This is a genomic window from Allokutzneria sp. A3M-2-11 16 (genome assembly GCF_024213555.1).
In the GTDB taxonomy this organism is placed as follows: domain Bacteria; phylum Actinomycetota; class Actinomycetes; order Mycobacteriales; family Pseudonocardiaceae; genus Allokutzneria.
The window spans coordinates 2,031,113-2,046,656 of the sequence record NZ_JANAVO010000001.1 but is presented as its reverse complement, the minus strand read 5'-3'; the positions used below and the strand labels follow the sequence as shown (position 1 = coordinate 2,046,656).

Genomic DNA, 15,544 nt, shown 5'->3' with positions numbered 1-15,544 from the left:
AAGTGCCCGGTTCACCTCAGGGCCGCGGCCACCTCGGCCGCCGCGGCGACCACGAGCGGCCCGACCTCGTCGCTGACGAGGGTTTCCATCGAGACCACGCCGACGCTCGCGCGCAGCCCGACGACGCCGCGCACCGGGGCGGCCACCCCGAAGGCGCCCGGCTGGAGTTCGCCGGAGGTCGCGAGCCACCCCATGCCGTCCGGCGGCAGGTTCAGCGCCTTGCCCGCGGCTCCGCGCTGCACCGAGTGACGCGTGCCCACGCGGTAGGCGACGTGGTAGGCCGTCCACGTGGGTTCGACGACCGCCACGGCCTGCGCCTCGTTGCCGTCCGCGATGGTGAGGTGCGCGGTCGCGCCGACCCGCTCCGCCAGGGAGCGCAGAGCGGGCAGCGCGGCGAAGCGCAGCTGCGGCATGACGCGCCCGGCCAGCCGCAGCACGCCGAGCCCGAGGCGGACGCGGGAGCCTTCCCTGCGCACCAGTCCCCTGGCCTGCAACGGCACCAGCAGCCGGTAGACGGCGGCGCGGCTGGCGCCGATCGCCGCCGCCAGATCGCTGATGCTGGGCGCCTCGGTGTCCGCGTCGGCGACCGCCTGGAGCAGGGCGAGGCCCCGCTCCAGGGTCAGCGAGCTCTCTCTCGGCACGCCAGCCGCGGACACGGATCAGTCCACCGGAGCCGCGAGCACGGTGCCGCTGACCTCGGCGAACCCGATGACCGAGCCGTCGGGTCCCGGTGCCGTCGCTGTGATCACCACGGTGTCCCCGTCCTCAAGGAAGGTGCGTTCGGCACCATCATCGAGCACGACGGGCTCTTTGCCCGCCCACGACAGCTCCAGGAAGCTGCCGCGTTCCTGCTTCTCCGGGCCGGAGACGGTGCCGGAGGCGAACAGGTCGCCGGGGCGGAGGGTGGCGCCGTTGACGGTCATGTGCGCGAGCTGCTGGGCGCAGGTCCACGCCATGGACGCGAACGGCGGGCGGCTGACGAGCGTGCCGTTCCACCGCACCTCCAGCCGGATGTCCAACCCGAGCGGCTGCTCCTCCACCAGGTAGTCGTGCAGCTCGTTGCCCATCGGCGCGGGCGCCACCCTGGCCTGGGACAGCGCGTCCAGCGGGGTGATCCACGCGCCGACCGAGGTGAGGAACGACTTGGCCAGGAACGGGCCGAGCGGCACGTACTCCCACGCCTGCAGGTCGCGGGCGGACCAGTCGTTGACCAGCGCGACGCCGAAGATGTGCTCCGCCGCCTTGTTCACCGAGACCCGCGAGGTGACCGGACCGCCGCAGACGAAACCGACCTCGGCCTCGATGTCCAGCCGGGTGCTGGGCCCGAAGGCGGGCGCGGGGTCGTTGGGACCCTTGCGCTGGCCGTGCGGCCGGACCACGTCGGTGCCGGAGACCACGACGGTCCCGGCGCGGCCGTGGTAGCCGACCGGCAGGTGGGTCCAGTTCGGCAGCAGCGGAGCCGAGTCGGGCCGGAACATCCGGCCGACGTTCTCCGCGTGGTGCCGCGACGAGTAGAAGTCCACGTAGTCGGCCACCGTGAACGGCAGCCGGTTGGTGACCTCGCTCAGCGGCACCAGCTTCGCCCCGCGCGGCGCCGAGCCCGCGGTGACCAGTTCGGTCAGCCGCGCGCGCAGCTCGCTCCACACCGGGCGCCCGGCGGCCAGGACGCCGTCGAGCGAACCGGCCGCGACCAGCTCGGCGAGCCGGTCGCTGAAGGAGCCCGCGATCGGCCGGAGCGGGAGCGCGTGGTCGCCGACCCGCACCGCGACGGACGGTCCGTCCAGTTCCGGGGCCTCGACGACCCCGTACGGCAGCGTCTGCGGGCCGAAGGGCTGGTCTGCGCCGAAGGCCGGATCTTCGATCCAGGTCACAGCAGCCCCAGTCCCTTCAGGTCCTCGACCGGCTCGGTCAGCGAGCACGAGCCGTAGGAGGCGAACACACCGCGGACGGCGTGGGCGGCCGCCTCGGAGAGGTTGCCCGCCTCCTCGGCGAGCGCCTCCGGGTCGTCGCTGGCGAGCGCCGCCCTGGCGTCCCCGCCGGAGAGGGTGCGCGCGGTGGCGACGAGCAGGTTGAGGAAGCCGTGGTGCTGGAAACCGGTGTTGTCGTCGACGTGCCGGATCGCGTTGTGCAGCCCGGCGGTCGCCTTGAACGGCACGCCCGCGCTGCTGCTGACGGAGAGGAAGTCGGCGACCTCGTTGATCCCCGGGAACGCGTCGGAGGTCATGCCGCCGCAGCGCAGTTTGGGCCAGCTGCCGTGGTCGGCGACGCGGCGCACGCTGGCCAACCACTCCTCGTGGCTGATGGTGCCGTTGGTGGTGCCGGGACGGCGGGGTTCGACGACGCGGATCACGTCCTCGGGGACGAACTCGGACACGCGCTCCAGCCAGACGTCGTCGACGTCGGATGGAGCGGGCATCTCGACCATGCGCAACGCCAGCAGCTCGTTGCGCGATTCGACGATGGATACGGCCTTGGGTACACCGCCGAGGCCCGTGTCGATCACCAGTGACAGGCCGACCGGCTTGGCCGGCTTCGCCTTGATCAGCTCGGTGATCAGCTCGGGCAGCCGGGATGCCGGGCAGAGGAACAACCCGATCATTCCGGCCCAGTTCTCCGAGCGGGAGTCCAGGTGGTGACGCACCGCGTCCGCCATCGGGGCTTCGCCCGGTGGGAACAGCGCCGCGTCGTCAACCAGTCGGGCTAGCAGGGGCGGTGTGCCGCGCGGACCGGGCGCGCGGAGCTCCTCGACGCTTGACACGCCTGACACGCTAGTGGTGTCTACCTGAACGAACAAAAATGTCCGCTCTGCGGACACTCGGAAAGGGGCCGGAAAGGCGATGCCGTACTACCGCACGGTTGGGGAACTACCCCGAAAGCGCCACACCCAGTTCCGCAATCCGGAGGGTGGGCTCTACGCCGAGGAGCTGATGGGCGTCGAGGGTTTCTCCTCCGACTCCGCGCTGCTCTACCACCGGTTCCTGCCGACGGCGATCGTGAACGCCGAGCTGGTGGAGGACACCCGGGGCGGCACCGTGGCCAACCTCCCGTTGAAGCCGCGGCACTTCCGCACCCAGGAGCTGAAGTGGGCCGAGCCGGACCGCGTCGACGCGGTGACCGGGCGGCGGTTGCTGTTCGGCAACGCCGACGTGGCGATCTGCTTCGTCGCGGCGAACGAGCCGAGTCCCCTGTACCGCAACGCTTTCGGCGATGAGCTGCTGTACGTGCAGACCGGCGCGGGCACCCTGGAGACGATCTACGGCGTACTGAAGGTCGGTGTCGGCGACTACGTGGTGATCCCCACGTCGTGCACCTACCGGATCGTGCCGGAGGGCGATCAGGAGCTGCGGCTGCTCGTGCTGGAGGCGACCGGGCACATCGGCCCGCCCAAGCGCTACCTGTCGGCCAAGGGCCAGTTCCTGGAGCATTCGCCGTACTGCGAGCGTGATCTCCGCATGCCGACCGAGCCGTTGCTGGCCGAGGGCTCCGAGGCAGATCTCACTGACGTGCCGGTGCTCGTGCGGCACCGTGCGGGCCTGACGCGGTTCACCTACGCCAACCACCCCTTCGACGTGGTGGGCTGGGACGGCTGCCTCTACCCGTGGGCGTTCAACATCGCCGACTTCGAGCCGATCACCGGCCGCGTGCACCAGCCGCCGCCCGTGCACCAGACCTTCGAGGGCCCGAACTTCGTGGTGTGCTCGTTCTGCCCGCGCAAGGTCGACTACCACCCGCTCGCGGTCCCGGTGCCCTACAACCACGCCAATGTCGACTCCGACGAGCTGATGTTCTACGTGGGCGGCGACTACGAGGCGCGCAAGGGCTCCGGCATCGGCCTGGGCTCGCTGTCGCTGCACCCCTCTGGTTGCGCGCACGGGCCTCAGCCGGGAGCCGCGGAGGGGTCGCTGGGCGCGGAGCGCTTCGACGAGACCGCGGTCATGGTCGACACGTTCCGGCCGCTCAACCTCGGCGAGGCGGCGGAGGCCAGCGAGGACCCGCGCTACGCCTGGAGCTGGGCGCGCCGGGGCCCCGACTGGAGCTGATCCGCGACGGCCAGGATCGGGCTGCCCGGGACACCGACCGCGAAGGTGCTCCCGGGCTCGCCCGCGATCCACACCGTGCCGGTGTTCCGCATGTACTCGGCGACATCGACGCCCAGCAGCGGCAACCGCACGGGAAGTTGTTCCCCGTTGGCGAGCGTCAGCGTCGCGGTCGCGTCGGCGGCGCCCCGCGGCCCCGGCTCCCACGGCTCGTCGAGCTCGGCCGTCGCGCGTTGCCACGGGCCCGCTTCCAGCAGCTGGGTGAGCTTCGGCCAGCCCGCCAGCCGTTTCCGCGCTCGCACGAAGAGCCCGCCCGCGATCAGCACGGCGACGGCGCTGATTGGCACGAGCACGAGTTCGCCGGTCCACGCGACCGGGATCAGCACGCCGAGCGCGATCGAGAGCGCAATCTTCGCGGGCAGGTAGAGCTGGTGGGAGAGCCGGACGAGGGCGACGGCCGCCACCGAGGTGACGGCGTCGGTCGACGCGGGAGCCGTGGGGTCGTAGGCGGAGATCGCCGTGCGCGGCGCATCGGGCTGCTGCCCGATGCGCCCGGGGAACGGGGCGCGCATACCGGCGAGGTGCAGCGCGACCCAGCCGTTCTTGTCCGGCCCGACGATCCACAACCGCTCGGCGCGCCCCAGGGCCTGCAGGAACGAGCCCATGCCGACCGCGAGCCGGACGTGGACCACGTCCTCCGATTCCAGTTCCAACTCCAGCCAGCGGCCCCGTAGTGCGCGCACGGTGACCGGCCGCCACGGTTCGGCGGCGAACATCCGCGCGGCCGCGTGCAGCCAGCGGCCGACCAGCACCTGCTGGGCGACGGCGAAGCCGGTGAACATGGCCGTGACGACGATGATCGCCACCGTGGCCAGCGGCCTGGCGGCGAAGGCGAGCGCGAGCGCGCTGAGCACCCACATCACCGCGGCGCTCACCCAGAGGTTCCGGAGCTGGCGCCGGGCAGCGCGCAGCGCCAGGTCGAGGTAGCGCAGCTCGAACGCGGGCCCGGTGGTCGGCGGTGGCGGGGTCACGGGAATGAAGGTAATCCGTTCAGCTCACAAAAGGGCAAGGTCGACCAGCGGATATCCAGGAACTCCGATGGCGCTGGCCGAACCCGGCTTCGGCACTCCGGCGAACCACATCGTGCCGGTGGCCCGCGTGTACTCGACGACATCACAGCTGACCAGGGGCAGTTTCACCGCCACCGGCTGCCCGGATGGCAGCCGCACCGTGGCGCTGCCATCGGCGTAGCCGCGGGCGTTCGGCCGCCAGTTCTCGTCGATGGCCGCGGGTAGCCGTGTCCAAGTGCCCGCGGCGAGCAGTTCGGGCAATGGCTTCCACACGGCCAGCGGACGCGCGCCGAGGAACATCGGCACCGCGCCGACCACGCACAGCGCCAGGAGCGCTGCGCCGATCAGCGGCCCGCCGAAGAGCCAGGCGACGGCCAACGCGATCACGCCGAGCACGACAACGGCGCCCGCGGTGGCCTGAGCGCGCGCGGTCGCCCCGGCCTTGATCTTCGCCTGGCCCGCGACCACGAAGTCGTCGGCGGCGGGGGCGTCCGGGCCGGTGATCGGGGCTTCCGGCAGCACCGGGTTCGCCGGGCGCGCCTTGCCCTTCTCCAGCTTCCCGCCCAGCGGCGCGTGCAGACCGGGGGTGACCAGCACCGTCCAGCCGTTCTCGTCCGGGCCGACCACCCACACGTTCCTGGTGCGGGCCAGCACCTCGCGGATGAGGGCGGGCATGCCGAGGGTGCGCAGCCGGAAGGTGTCGCCGTCCTTCTCGGTGACGGTCATCATCAGCGTGTTGCGGCCCGCCTGCTCCAGCTCCGCGGTGGCCGGGCGCCAGGTGCCCTCCGGCAGCAGCCGGTCGGTGGCGCGGGTCCAGCCGTCCAGCATCAGCAGCAGGTCGATGGCCATCGCCACGAACACGCTGACCGAGACCCAGACCACGGCCTGCACGTAGCCGGAGACGTCGGCGACGCTGGCCGCGGTCGCCCCGCCGACGAGCACGGCGAGCAGCAGCCACCAGTGCGTCAGCTGCCGTTTCATCAGCCGGATCGCCATCCGCAGGTGCGGTGTCTCAGCCGCTGGACGGTCGGTTGGGGGGACCGGAACGGACTGCGCAGCAGCCTGGCTGGGGTGCACGCCCCCCATGGTGGCCGCTGGAGGCCCGGTTGGGACCCCCTGAATCAGCAGCACTGAACGGGGCCCTTCCCCCTACCCCGAACACAGGTTAGGCTCACCTAAGTCGGAGGTGAGCGTGAACGTCGAGACCACGAAGGCACCCGCGCCGAGCGCGGCGGAACGGGCCCGGACCATGGCCACCCGGGGCGGGCCCGCGGTGCTGATGCCGACCCAGGAGGCAGATCCCACACGCGTCGAGCCGCTGCTGCACCACGTGCACGCGGACGGCACGGCGGCGCTGCTGATGCCCGCGCACCACGAACTGGTCGGCCTGGCGTGGCAGGCGCCGAGGGGCGAGCTCACCGCGATGCTGGAGATCACCGACTCGGCCCCGGTCCGGTTGCGGGAACCGGTCCGGGGCCTGCTGTGGCTCACCGGCTGGCTCCAGGCGCTGGACCCGGCGGAGTCGCGGGCTGAGGCGCTCGCGGTGGCCGAGAAGCGCCCCGACCACCGGCTGCTGGACGTCGGACACGGCGCGGTGATGCTGCGCCTGGTCCCGGCGTCGCTGGTGCTCGCCGACGCGGAGGGGACCGCGTCGGTGGAGCCCGTCGAGTTCGCCGACGCGCGCCCCGATCCGTTCTGCCTGATGGAGACGGGCTGGCTGCGGCACCTGGAGTCGGTGCACGGCGACGTGGTCGGGCAGCTGGCCAGGCACATCCCGGACGAGCTGCGCGGCGGGCACGTGCGCCCGCTCGGGCTGGACCGCTACGGGCTGCGGCTGCGGGTGGAGTCGATCACCGGGGACCACGACGTCCGGCTGGCCTTCTCCCAGCCGGTCGGCGACGCGCGCCAGCTGGCCGAGGAGCTGCGCCGCCTGGTCGGCTGCCCGTTCCTGGCCCAGACGCACGGTCACTGACTACCCAATGGCCGCTTGTTAGGTGAAGCGCTTTCCTGGACGCTAGCCGGATGCGTCTGCTGGTCGCGGCCCTCGCGCTCGCCCTGCCGTTCACGTCGATGACACCGGCGAACGCGGCGGCTCCCCCGTTCACCGTGCACATGGCTCCGGGAGCCCCGGCGCATAACGACGGTCTCACCGCGCGCACACCCGTGGGCACGCTCACCCGCGTGCAGGAGGTGCTGCGCGAGCACCGGCCGAAGACCGACGTCGAGGTGCGGATCAAACAGGGCGTCTACCTGGCGGCGCCGATGCACGACTGGCGCTTCTACATCCCCGGTCACACGATCTCGTTCATGCCCGCGGACTACGAGCAGGGCGCGGGCGTGCCGCCGGGCGATCGACCGGTGTTCCGCAACACCGCCGCGCACCCCGAGGGTTTCTGGCTCCAGCCGCGGCTGCCGAGGGACCGGGCCGATCCGCTGTACAACGGCGGCGACAGCGGCCTGCGCTTCTACTACCTGCGGGTCGAGGAGTACTCCTCGGGCGCGATCTCGATCTACGGGGACTCCGAGCGCGACATCAGCGACGAGAGCCACAACCCGCCGATCCGCGTGCGCGGCAGCCAGGGGCTGAACGGGAACCTGCTGTTCGGGATGGTGCTGCGCAACCTCGGCAGCAAGCACGCGCCCGGCGCCGAGTTCGGCTACGGCGCGGTGGTGCTCACCAACTCCTCCGGCAACCGGATCGAGAACAACTCGGTCGAACACGTGGAGAACGCCGAACCGAACGGCGGGTACATCCACGGCATGTACGTGACGAATTTCAGTTCGTCGAACGTGATCGTCCGGAACAAGTTCGAGTGGATCACCGGGGACCCGATCAAGGTCCGCAACGTGAGCAGCTACAACGTTATCGAGCACAACAACTTCGACCGCACCGGCCGCGCCGCGCACTACGAGGACGAATTCTGCGACCTTGGTTGTGCACGCAATAACAAGATCAACCGAGAGTGCGCCTCGTTCCACAACCGGTTCTTCCACAACAAGCTCGGCCGCACCTACGCCGGTGACGCCGCGCTGCCCACGTGGCTGCTGACCCCGGCCGGGCTGACCAACGCCGGTGGTGCGCCGTGCTCGATCCCGGCGGGCGACGTGCGGCTGCGGACGGGGTCCAACACCAGCTGAAGTAGCGTGCGCTGGTGACCAACCGCCTGCGCTCCTGGCTGACACCGGCCCGGCCGGACGGCATCGAGACGATCACCGATCCGGCTCGGCGGCGAGCCGTCGGCATCGAGGTCCTGCTGGTCTTCTCGATCACCTTCGGGCTCTCCGGCGCGCGCAGCCTGCTGTCCCTGCTGAACTCGCTGATGCAGCCGGTGCCGCTGAGCCAGCAGTCGGTCGCGCTCAACGTCTCGCGCTCCCAGCTGGGCCTGATCGACCTGCTCTACCAGCTGCTCGGGGTGGTGCAGTTGCTGGCGTGGGGCGCGCTCGGGGTGTACCTGCTCTACCGCGCCGGTGTTCGACTGAGCAGCATCGGACTCGATCGCACGCGCCGTGGCCGCGACCTCGCCTCCGGGGTTGGCCTCGCCGCGCTGATCGGCGTACCGGGGCTGGTGTTCTACCTGGTGGTGCGGGCGATCGGGCTGAACCTCACGGTCATGCCGAGCACGCTGAACGACGTGTGGTGGCGGGCCCCGGTGCTCATCCTGTCCGCGATCGCGAACTCGTGGGCCGAGGAGGTGCTGGTCGTCGGCTACCTGATCACCCGGCTGCGCCAGCTCGGCTGGAGCGAGAACCGATCGTTGCTGCTGTCCTCGGTGCTGCGCGGCTCCTACCACCTCTACCAGGGCTTCGGCGGGTTCGTCGGCAACATCGTGATGGGCCTGGTCTACGGCCGGTTCTGGCAGCGCTCGCAGCGGCTGTGGGCGCTGGTGGCGGCGCACGCGCTGATCGACACGGTGGCGTTCGTCGGCTACGCGCTGCTCAAAGGGGTCGTTCCCTGGCTGCCGTAGGTATACGGCGGGCGGAGCGGTCTCTTGGGTGGGGGGCAAGGAGTAACCGCTCCGCCCGCCGGAAGCCGAAGGGGCAGGCAGCTAGCCCGATCGGCTTTGAGTGATCTGACTGGGCGGAGCCAGACCACTTGGCGAGGGAAGTCCCAATACGTCGTAGTAACGCATTCTTTCCGACCGGTATTCAGCTCCGGGCTGAATACCGGTCGCAAAAAACAGTTCATCAATTCGCCCGACGAGTTCGTCAGCGCTCCACCGCAGGGAGCCCGCGGTGATTTCTGCGGCCGCGACACAGGACTGGTAGATCTCGACATTGCTTTCCTGGACGCCGAACACCTTTCCGCTGATGTAAGCGGAAGCTTCCGACACCAAGAATGCCACCAGTGCGGCGCAGTTGTCGAGGGTAAAAAGTTCGAAGTCACGGGCGGCAGCGGCGGGCCCGCCCGCCCCATCACCGGAACGGGGCAACGCGGCAAAATTTCGTGTTCTGCGCACCGGGGCGATGACATTACTGGTGACGCCGAACGGCGCCATTTCCATGGACACGATGGCCGAGAGCGAACTCAGCGCGAGTTTGGCCGCGCCGTAGCCCAGGTAGCCGTCCCGCCCGCCGAAGCCCAGCGCCGAGGTGGTGTGCGCCATCCGGCCCGGCCTGCGGGCGTCCTTCCAGTACCGGCAGACCGCCCGCGACGGCTCGCAGCCGCCGTTGACGTAGCCGCGGACCACCTCGTCCCACTCGGTGTCCGCGGCGCGCGGACCGTTGCCCGCCCGCAGGTTGTCCGCGTTGTTGACCAGCGCGTCGAGCCCGCCGAAGCGGTCGGTGGCCACCCGCACCAGGCGTTCGGCCACCCGGGAGTCGGTGACGTCGCCGTAGACGGGGGCCGACTGGCCGCCCTCGGCGCAGATCTGCTCGGCGACCGACGTCGCGGACTCGCGCGTCATGTCGGCGACCACGACCGCGGCGCCTTCCCTGGCGCATTCCAGCGCGATCGCCCTGCCGAGGCCCTGACCGGCTCCGGTCACGACCACGACGTTGCGCTCGAGAACGCCCCTGCCGGTCATGTGTCGAAGAGTAGCGGCGAAAGAGCCCTCGTTCACCCGTCAGTGGGTTACTTTCACGCTCTGGTCGGAGAGTAGTCAAACCCTGGGTTGACCAGGAGTACATCTGGCGTGGGTAGCCAAAGGCGCAGGCGGAAATGCCGCGGGGCCGTCGTCAGGGCTTCTCGGCCACCTGGGGTGGTTCAGGAATCTTGTATCCGGATTTGCCGACGCTGTCCGAGACGATGCGATTCCAGCTGCCATCGGAGATCATCTTCCGCAAAGCCGCGGTGATCTTCTGCAGACGCTCGTCACCCTTGCGGACGCCCACTCCGTAGCGTTCGGTGGAGAAGGGCTTGCCGACCAGCTTGAACTTGTCCGGCTGCTGCGCGGCGTACCCGGCCAGGATCACGTCGTCGGTGGTCAGCGCGTCGATGTCGCCGCGCTCCAGCGCGCTGACGCACTCGCTGTAGGAGGAGAACTCCTGGAGGGTGACGCTGCGCGCGTAGGACTCCTTGACCTTCTGCGCCGGGGTGGACCCGGTCACCGAGCACAGCTTCCAGTCGCTGTAGTCCAGCGACTCCGGCCCGGTGATGTCGCTGTTGGCCCTGCGCACCAGCAGCGACTGCCCGGCGACGAAGTACGGCCCGGCGAAGTCGACCTTCTGCTTGCGGGCGTCGGTGATCGAGTAGCTGGCCGCGATCAGGTCGACCTTGCCCTGCTCCAGCATGGCCTCGCGGTCCCCGGAGCGGGCCTCGACGAAGGTGATGTTGCCGGGGTGCACGCCCAGCTCGCGGGCGAGGTAGCGGGCCACCTCGACGTCGAGTCCCTCGAACGTCCCGGAGGGCGTGCGCAGGCCGACGCCGGGCTGGTCGAACTTGATGCCCACGGTCAGCTTGGGCCCGTCGGCGGGCGGGGGATCTTCCGCGGGGGCCGAGGAGCCGAACATGCCGCAGCCGGCAACCGCCAACATCGTCACCGCGACCGACAGCGCACGGAACTGACGCATCTGTGCAGACCCCTCCGCATGGTTGCGCGGGCGGCCCTGCCCACACCGGTCGGAGGCTACCCGAACGAATGAATGTTGCACTTCGCGGCCGCCGCGCCGGGCGTTGGTTAGTCTCCGCCACGTGACAGCTCCTTCCAGCGCGACGGCGCTCGGCGTCGACAGCGAGGTCGGTCCGCTGCGGACCGTCCTGCTGCACCGGCCGGGTGACGAGCTCAAGCGCCTCACCCCGCGCAACAACGACCAGCTGCTCTTCGACGGCATCCCGTGGGTGGACCGGGCCCAGGCCGAGCACGACGCCTTCGCCGAGACCCTCGCGGGCCGGGGCGTCGAGGTGCTGCTGCTGGCCGACCTGCTCGGCGAGGCACTCGCCGACGGCCGGGCCCGCGCGGCGGGCGTGCACTCCGCCGTCGACGAGCGGCGCCTCGGCCTCGACCTGGCCGACGCGCTGCGCTCGCACCTCTCCGGGGTCGACGCGCGCACCCTGGCCTCGGTGCTGATGTCCGGGATGACCTTCGAGGAGCTGCCTTCCGCCGAGGGCTCCTCGCTGGTGCGCCGGATGCACCACCCGAACGACTTCGCCGTGGACCCGCTGCCGAACCTGTTGTTCACCAGGGACTCGTCGGTGTGGGTCGGCGACCGGGTGGCGATCACCTCGCTGGCGCTGCCCGCGCGGCGGCGGGAGACGGCGCTGACCGACCTGATCTACGCCTACCACCCGAGGTTCAGCCACAGCGGCCGCGCGTACGGGGCGCACTCCGCTCCCCTTGAGGGCGGCGACGTGCTGCTGCTGTCCCCCGGCGTGCTGGCGGTCGGGGTCGGCGAGCGCACGACGCCTGCGGGCGCGGAGTCCTTCGCGCGGTCGGTGTTCGCGGACGGGCTGGTGCACACGGTGCTGGCGGTGCCGATCGCGCAGGAGCGGGCGACCATGCACCTGGACACGGTGTGCACGATGGTCGACCGGGACGCGGTGGTGATGTACCCGGCGGTGCGGGACACGTTGTCGGCGTACTCGATCCGGCCGGACGGATCGGACGGGGTCAAGGTGACCGGTCCGGAGCCGTTCCTGGAGGCGGCGGCCGAGGCGATGGGCATCTCGCGGCTGCGGGTGATCGACACCGGTCTGGACCCGGTCACCGCGGAGCGCGAGCAGTGGGACGACGGCAACAACACGCTGGCCGTCGCGCCGGGCGTGGTGGTCGCCTACGAACGCAACGTCGAGACCAACGAACGCCTTGAGCACGCGGGCATCGAGGTGCTGCGGATCTCCGGTTCTGAGCTGGGTTCCGGACGGGGCGGACCGCGCTGCATGTCCTGCCCGATGCTGCGAGCGCCTTTGAAGTAGTTGCCGCACAACGCAAAGCGGGCCCGGAACGTCTGTGACGTTCCGGGCCCGCCCGGTGTGCAAGTGCCCGTCTGAGGAGGAAAACCGGATTAGGAGCGCCCGCCCCTGGTTGCACCCACAGTGGGGCGGGCGTCCCGATTGGAGTTGGTCAGCCTCAGCCCTTGAACATGCGCAGCATGTCGATCATGCCGAGCGCCGGGGCGCCCCCGACCTCGGGCAGCTTGGGCAGCGCGGGCAGCTTGGGCAGCTGCACCAGGTCCGCCGGCAGCGGGAGGGCGTTGGCGGTGCGCGGCTGCGGCATGGTGGGCAGCTCGGTGGCGGCCAGCAGCTTCGGGTCGGTGACCGGGATCAGAGCCTGAGCGGGCTCCTCGCCGACGACCACGGAGGTCGCGTGGGCACCGGTGGCCAGCGCCTGGCCCAGCACCCGCACCGGGATGTCGAAGACCTGGACGCCCGCGCCGACCGGCACGACCGCGTCGACACCGGAGAGGCCGTGGCCGCTCGTGGTGGTGGCGCCGCCGACGACCGAGTCCAGCGTGCTGTCCGCGACACCGGTGGCGTTGCCCGCCGGGGCACCGACCGCGTTGCCGAAGACCTGGCCCACCGGGCCCAGCGGCAGGTGGACGATGTTGCCGGCCACCGCGCCGTTGTCACCGGCCGAGGTGCTCTCGCCACCGGCGCTGACCGCGGTGACGTTCGAGCCGAGGCCGTCGTTGACCGCGGCGGCCGCGACGGCGTTGCCGAAGACCTGGCCCACCGGGCCCAGCGCCGGGTTCACCACGTTGCCCGCGAGGGCGCCGCCGGTGCCGTCGGTGGCGGTGGCGGAGCCGGTCTCGGAGACCACGTCGTTGGTGGCGGCGGCGGAGTTGTTGGTGGCGGCGCCGACGGCGTTGCCGAACAGCTGCACCGCACCGGCCAGCGGCACCCACGCCACGTTGCCGGAGACGGCCGCGTTGCTGCCGTCAGTGGTGTTGGTGCCACCGGACATCGAGGTGATCGCGTTCGCGGCCTCGGCGTCCAGCTTCGACGCCACGCCAGCGGCGGTGCCGAAGACCTGGACCGGCGGGGCCAGCGACGGGTCGACGATGTTGCCGGCGAGGGCGCCGTCCGAGCCGGAGGTGGTGTGGTCGCCACCGGCCTTGGTGTCGGTCAGGTTGCTGGCCGTGGTGCCCGCGTTGCTGGCGACACCGGGGGCGATGCCGAACAGCTGGGTCGCGCCGGACAGCGAAGGCGCGACGGTGTTGCCCGTCAGCGCGCCTTCCTCGCCACCGGTGATGGTGTCGCCACCGGAGGTGGAGACGACCTCGTTGGAGGACAGCGAGTCGGCGTGGGTCAGAACGCCACCCGCCAGGCCGAAGACCTGGGTCGGGCGAGCCACGGCCGGGTGCACGACGGTGCCGGCCAGCAGGCCGTCCTTGCCGTACGCCTTGACCTCGCCACCGGCCTTCACGTCGGCCGAGTTCTCCACCGTGGCGTCGGTGTGCGAGGCCACGCCGCCCGAGATGGCGAACACGTCGAACGGACCGGCCACGGTCGGGGCGACCGCGTTGCCGGAGACGACACCGGCGTCGTCGTCGGCGTTGGTGTTGCCACCGCTGTTGCTGGTGCGGTCGTTGGTCACGTGGGTCTCGACGTTGGTGAGCACGCCACCGGCGTTGCCGAAGACCTGGGGCAGCGCGGCGACCGACGGCTGCAGCACGTTGCCGCTGACGAGGGCCTCGTTGCCGGTGCTGCCGGTGTAGCCACCCGCCTGCACGTCGACCGTGTTGTTCTGCTGGGCGTCACCGTTGAGCAGCACACCCGCGACGTTGCCGAGCGCGCCGGCCGGGCCGGTCACGTTCGGGGCGGCCACGGTGCCGGAGACAACACCGTTGTCACCGTTGGAGAAGCGGTCGCCACCGGCGACCGAGGAGATGACCTGCTCGTCCGCGGCGTCCACGTTGGACACGGCGCCGAGGGCGTTGCCCGCGAGCTCGACGGGCAGCGCGGCGGCCGGGGAGACCAGCGTGCCGGCGATGACGCCCTCTTCACCGCTGGTGCGGGTGGTGCCGGTGGCCGAGACGTCGGTCGAGGACGAGTTGTCCGCGTCCGCGTTGACGAGCACGCCGCCGCCGTTGCCGGAGGCCACGACCGGGCCCGCGACGAACGGAGCGATCAGGTTGCCCGCGAGGATGGCGTCCTCACCGGTGGTGGTGCGGTCGCCACCGGCCTCGGCGCACAGCTCGGTCTTGGAGTTCGAGTCGGGCAGGCTCAGCACCGCGCCCAGCGCGTTGCCGTTGACCTCGATGGGCAGCGCGGCGGTGGGGGCCACGATGTTGCCAGCGCCCGCGCCGTCCTCACCGGTGGTGGTGATGTCGCCGCCGGAGGCCGCGCCGACCTTCGACTCGGAGTTGGTCTCCGCGCCGGAGAGCACCGCGGCGATCGCGTTGCCGGTCACCTGCACGGGGATGGCCGCCTGCGGCGAGATGACGTTGCCCGCGAGCGGGGACTCCTCGCCCGAGGTGGAGATCGGGCCACCGGTGCTGGCGTTGACCTCGGAGGAGCTGTGGGTCTCGGCGCGGCCGGCGATCGCGGCGATCGCGTTGCCGGAGATGTCGACCGGCAGGGCGATCTGCGGGGCGACGACGTTGCCCGCGACCGGGTGCTCGGAGCCGTCGGTCTCCACGCCGCCGCCGCTGCTGGCGGAGGTGACGGAGCTGCTCTGGGCCTCAGCCTTGCCGCCCAGGATGGCGACCGCGTTGCCGGTCACGTTGACCGGGACGACGACCTCGGGCTGCACGGTGTTGCCGCGGAGGAGCTTGGCGCCCTCCTTGCCGACCAGGCCCTCGACCACGGCGGTCGGGTTGATCGAGATGTCGCGCTGGACCTTGGGCAGGTCGATCTTGGTCAGACCGAGCGGAGCGCCGATCTGGTTGCCGTCGATGTTCACCTTCACGGTGATCGTGCCGTCGACGGTGTTGATGGGGCGATCGGGGTTGTCGGCCTCGTGGGCCTGAGCAACACCGGCACCTAGCATGAACATCCCACCGGTAACAATCGCGGCGCGGATTCCACGCTTCGCCCAGGTGTTCATTATTGTTCCTTTC

The 15,544-nt window shown here is 71.0% G+C and carries 13 protein-coding genes; 5 read left to right on the top strand and 8 right to left on the bottom strand.

Going from position 1 to position 15,544, the window contains the following annotated elements:
- Window positions 1–11: 11 nt before the first annotated feature.
- Genes NLX83_RS10210 through NLX83_RS10200 form a run of 3 tightly spaced genes read right to left on the bottom strand, consistent with a single transcriptional unit; the run spans window position 12 to window position 2,758 of the window.
- Window positions 12–641, bottom strand: coding sequence for a helix-turn-helix domain-containing protein (locus NLX83_RS10210; RefSeq protein WP_254236164.1), 630 nt, complete (start codon window positions 639–641; stop codon window positions 12–14).
- A gap of 18 nt (window positions 642–659) precedes the next feature.
- Entirely contained in the window at window positions 660–1,871 is a 1,212-nt protein-coding gene (fahA, locus tag NLX83_RS10205; RefSeq protein ID WP_254234581.1) for a fumarylacetoacetase, read from the bottom strand.
- A complete protein-coding gene (locus tag NLX83_RS10200) occupies window positions 1,868–2,758 on the bottom strand; it encodes a hypothetical protein (protein WP_308209291.1) in 891 nt (296 codons plus the stop codon). Before NLX83_RS10200 ends, fahA begins: the two co-directional genes overlap by 4 nt.
- Before the next feature lie 79 nt (window positions 2,759–2,837).
- On the opposite strand from NLX83_RS10200, the gene NLX83_RS10195 reads away from it, so the two are divergent.
- Entirely contained in the window at window positions 2,838–4,040 is a 1,203-nt protein-coding gene (locus NLX83_RS10195; RefSeq protein WP_254234580.1) for a homogentisate 1,2-dioxygenase, read from the top strand.
- Here NLX83_RS10195 and NLX83_RS10190 read toward each other — a convergent pair.
- Together NLX83_RS10190 and NLX83_RS10185 are read right to left on the bottom strand one after the other, a co-directional pair.
- Window positions 3,998–5,068: a hypothetical protein gene (locus NLX83_RS10190; RefSeq protein ID WP_254234579.1), complete on the bottom strand. Its 1,071-nt coding sequence runs from the start codon at window positions 5,066–5,068 to the stop codon at window positions 3,998–4,000. The two genes, NLX83_RS10195 and NLX83_RS10190, sit on opposite strands and share 43 nt — an antisense overlap.
- 24 nt (window positions 5,069–5,092) lie before the next feature.
- Complete coding sequence (locus NLX83_RS10185; protein WP_254234578.1) at window positions 5,093–6,088, bottom strand: hypothetical protein; 996 nt, start codon at window positions 6,086–6,088, stop codon at window positions 5,093–5,095.
- Between the two features lie 268 nt (window positions 6,089–6,356).
- Here NLX83_RS10185 and NLX83_RS10180 point away from each other — a divergent pair, with 268 nt between their 5' ends.
- Genes NLX83_RS10180 through NLX83_RS10170 form a run of 3 tightly spaced genes read left to right on the top strand, consistent with a single transcriptional unit; the run spans window position 6,357 to window position 9,072 of the window.
- Window positions 6,357–7,079 carry a DUF2470 domain-containing protein gene (locus NLX83_RS10180; protein ID WP_254236162.1) on the top strand — a complete coding sequence of 241 codons (723 nt, stop codon included), beginning with the start codon at window positions 6,357–6,359 and terminating at the stop codon, window positions 7,077–7,079.
- 50 nt (window positions 7,080–7,129) lie between these two features.
- Window positions 7,130–8,245: a hypothetical protein gene (locus NLX83_RS10175; RefSeq protein ID WP_254234577.1), complete on the top strand. Its 1,116-nt coding sequence runs from the start codon at window positions 7,130–7,132 to the stop codon at window positions 8,243–8,245.
- A 14-nt stretch (window positions 8,246–8,259) separates the two neighbouring features.
- Window positions 8,260–9,072, top strand: coding sequence for a CPBP family intramembrane glutamic endopeptidase (locus NLX83_RS10170; RefSeq protein WP_254234576.1), 813 nt, complete (start codon window positions 8,260–8,262; stop codon window positions 9,070–9,072).
- A gap of 81 nt (window positions 9,073–9,153) precedes the next feature.
- Here the strand turns inward: NLX83_RS10170 and NLX83_RS10165 are convergent, their stop codons facing one another.
- Together NLX83_RS10165 and NLX83_RS10160 are read right to left on the bottom strand one after the other, a co-directional pair.
- Complete coding sequence (locus NLX83_RS10165) at window positions 9,154–10,131, bottom strand: SDR family NAD(P)-dependent oxidoreductase (protein ID WP_254234575.1); 978 nt, start codon at window positions 10,129–10,131, stop codon at window positions 9,154–9,156.
- A gap of 151 nt (window positions 10,132–10,282) precedes the next feature.
- Window positions 10,283–11,116 (bottom strand): glutamate ABC transporter substrate-binding protein, encoded by an 834-nt coding sequence (locus NLX83_RS10160; RefSeq protein ID WP_254234574.1) that lies wholly within the window; start codon window positions 11,114–11,116, stop codon window positions 10,283–10,285.
- A gap of 121 nt (window positions 11,117–11,237) precedes the next feature.
- On the opposite strand from NLX83_RS10160, the gene arcA reads away from it, so the two are divergent.
- Window positions 11,238–12,458, top strand: coding sequence for an arginine deiminase (arcA, locus tag NLX83_RS10155; protein WP_254234573.1), 1,221 nt, complete (start codon window positions 11,238–11,240; stop codon window positions 12,456–12,458).
- A 154-nt stretch (window positions 12,459–12,612) separates the two neighbouring features.
- On the opposite strand, the gene NLX83_RS10150 is transcribed toward arcA, so the two are convergent.
- On the bottom strand, window positions 12,613–15,531 hold the full coding sequence (locus NLX83_RS10150; protein ID WP_254234572.1) for a beta strand repeat-containing protein: 2,919 nt from the start codon (window positions 15,529–15,531) through the stop codon (window positions 12,613–12,615).
- Between the last annotated feature and the right edge of the window lie 13 nt (window positions 15,532–15,544).

What these genes read in the sequence shown, in the direction of transcription:
- NLX83_RS10175 (WP_254234577.1), top strand. Translation starts at nt 7,130, where the DNA reads ATGCGTCTGCTGGTCGCGGCCCTCGCGCTCGCCCTGCCGTTCACGTCG.
- NLX83_RS10195 (WP_254234580.1), top strand. Translation starts at nt 2,838, where the DNA reads ATGCCGTACTACCGCACGGTTGGGGAACTACCCCGAAAGCGCCACACC.
- NLX83_RS10185 (WP_254234578.1), bottom strand. Translation starts at nt 6,088, where the DNA reads ATGAAACGGCAGCTGACGCACTGGTGGCTGCTGCTCGCCGTGCTCGTC.
- NLX83_RS10180 (WP_254236162.1), top strand. Translation starts at nt 6,357, where the DNA reads ATGGCCACCCGGGGCGGGCCCGCGGTGCTGATGCCGACCCAGGAGGCA.
- NLX83_RS10150 (WP_254234572.1), bottom strand. Translation starts at nt 15,531, where the DNA reads ATGAACACCTGGGCGAAGCGTGGAATCCGCGCCGCGATTGTTACCGGT.
- NLX83_RS10160 (WP_254234574.1), bottom strand. Translation starts at nt 11,116, where the DNA reads ATGCGTCAGTTCCGTGCGCTGTCGGTCGCGGTGACGATGTTGGCGGTT.
- NLX83_RS10165 (WP_254234575.1), bottom strand. Translation starts at nt 10,131, where the DNA reads ATGACCGGCAGGGGCGTTCTCGAGCGCAACGTCGTGGTCGTGACCGGA.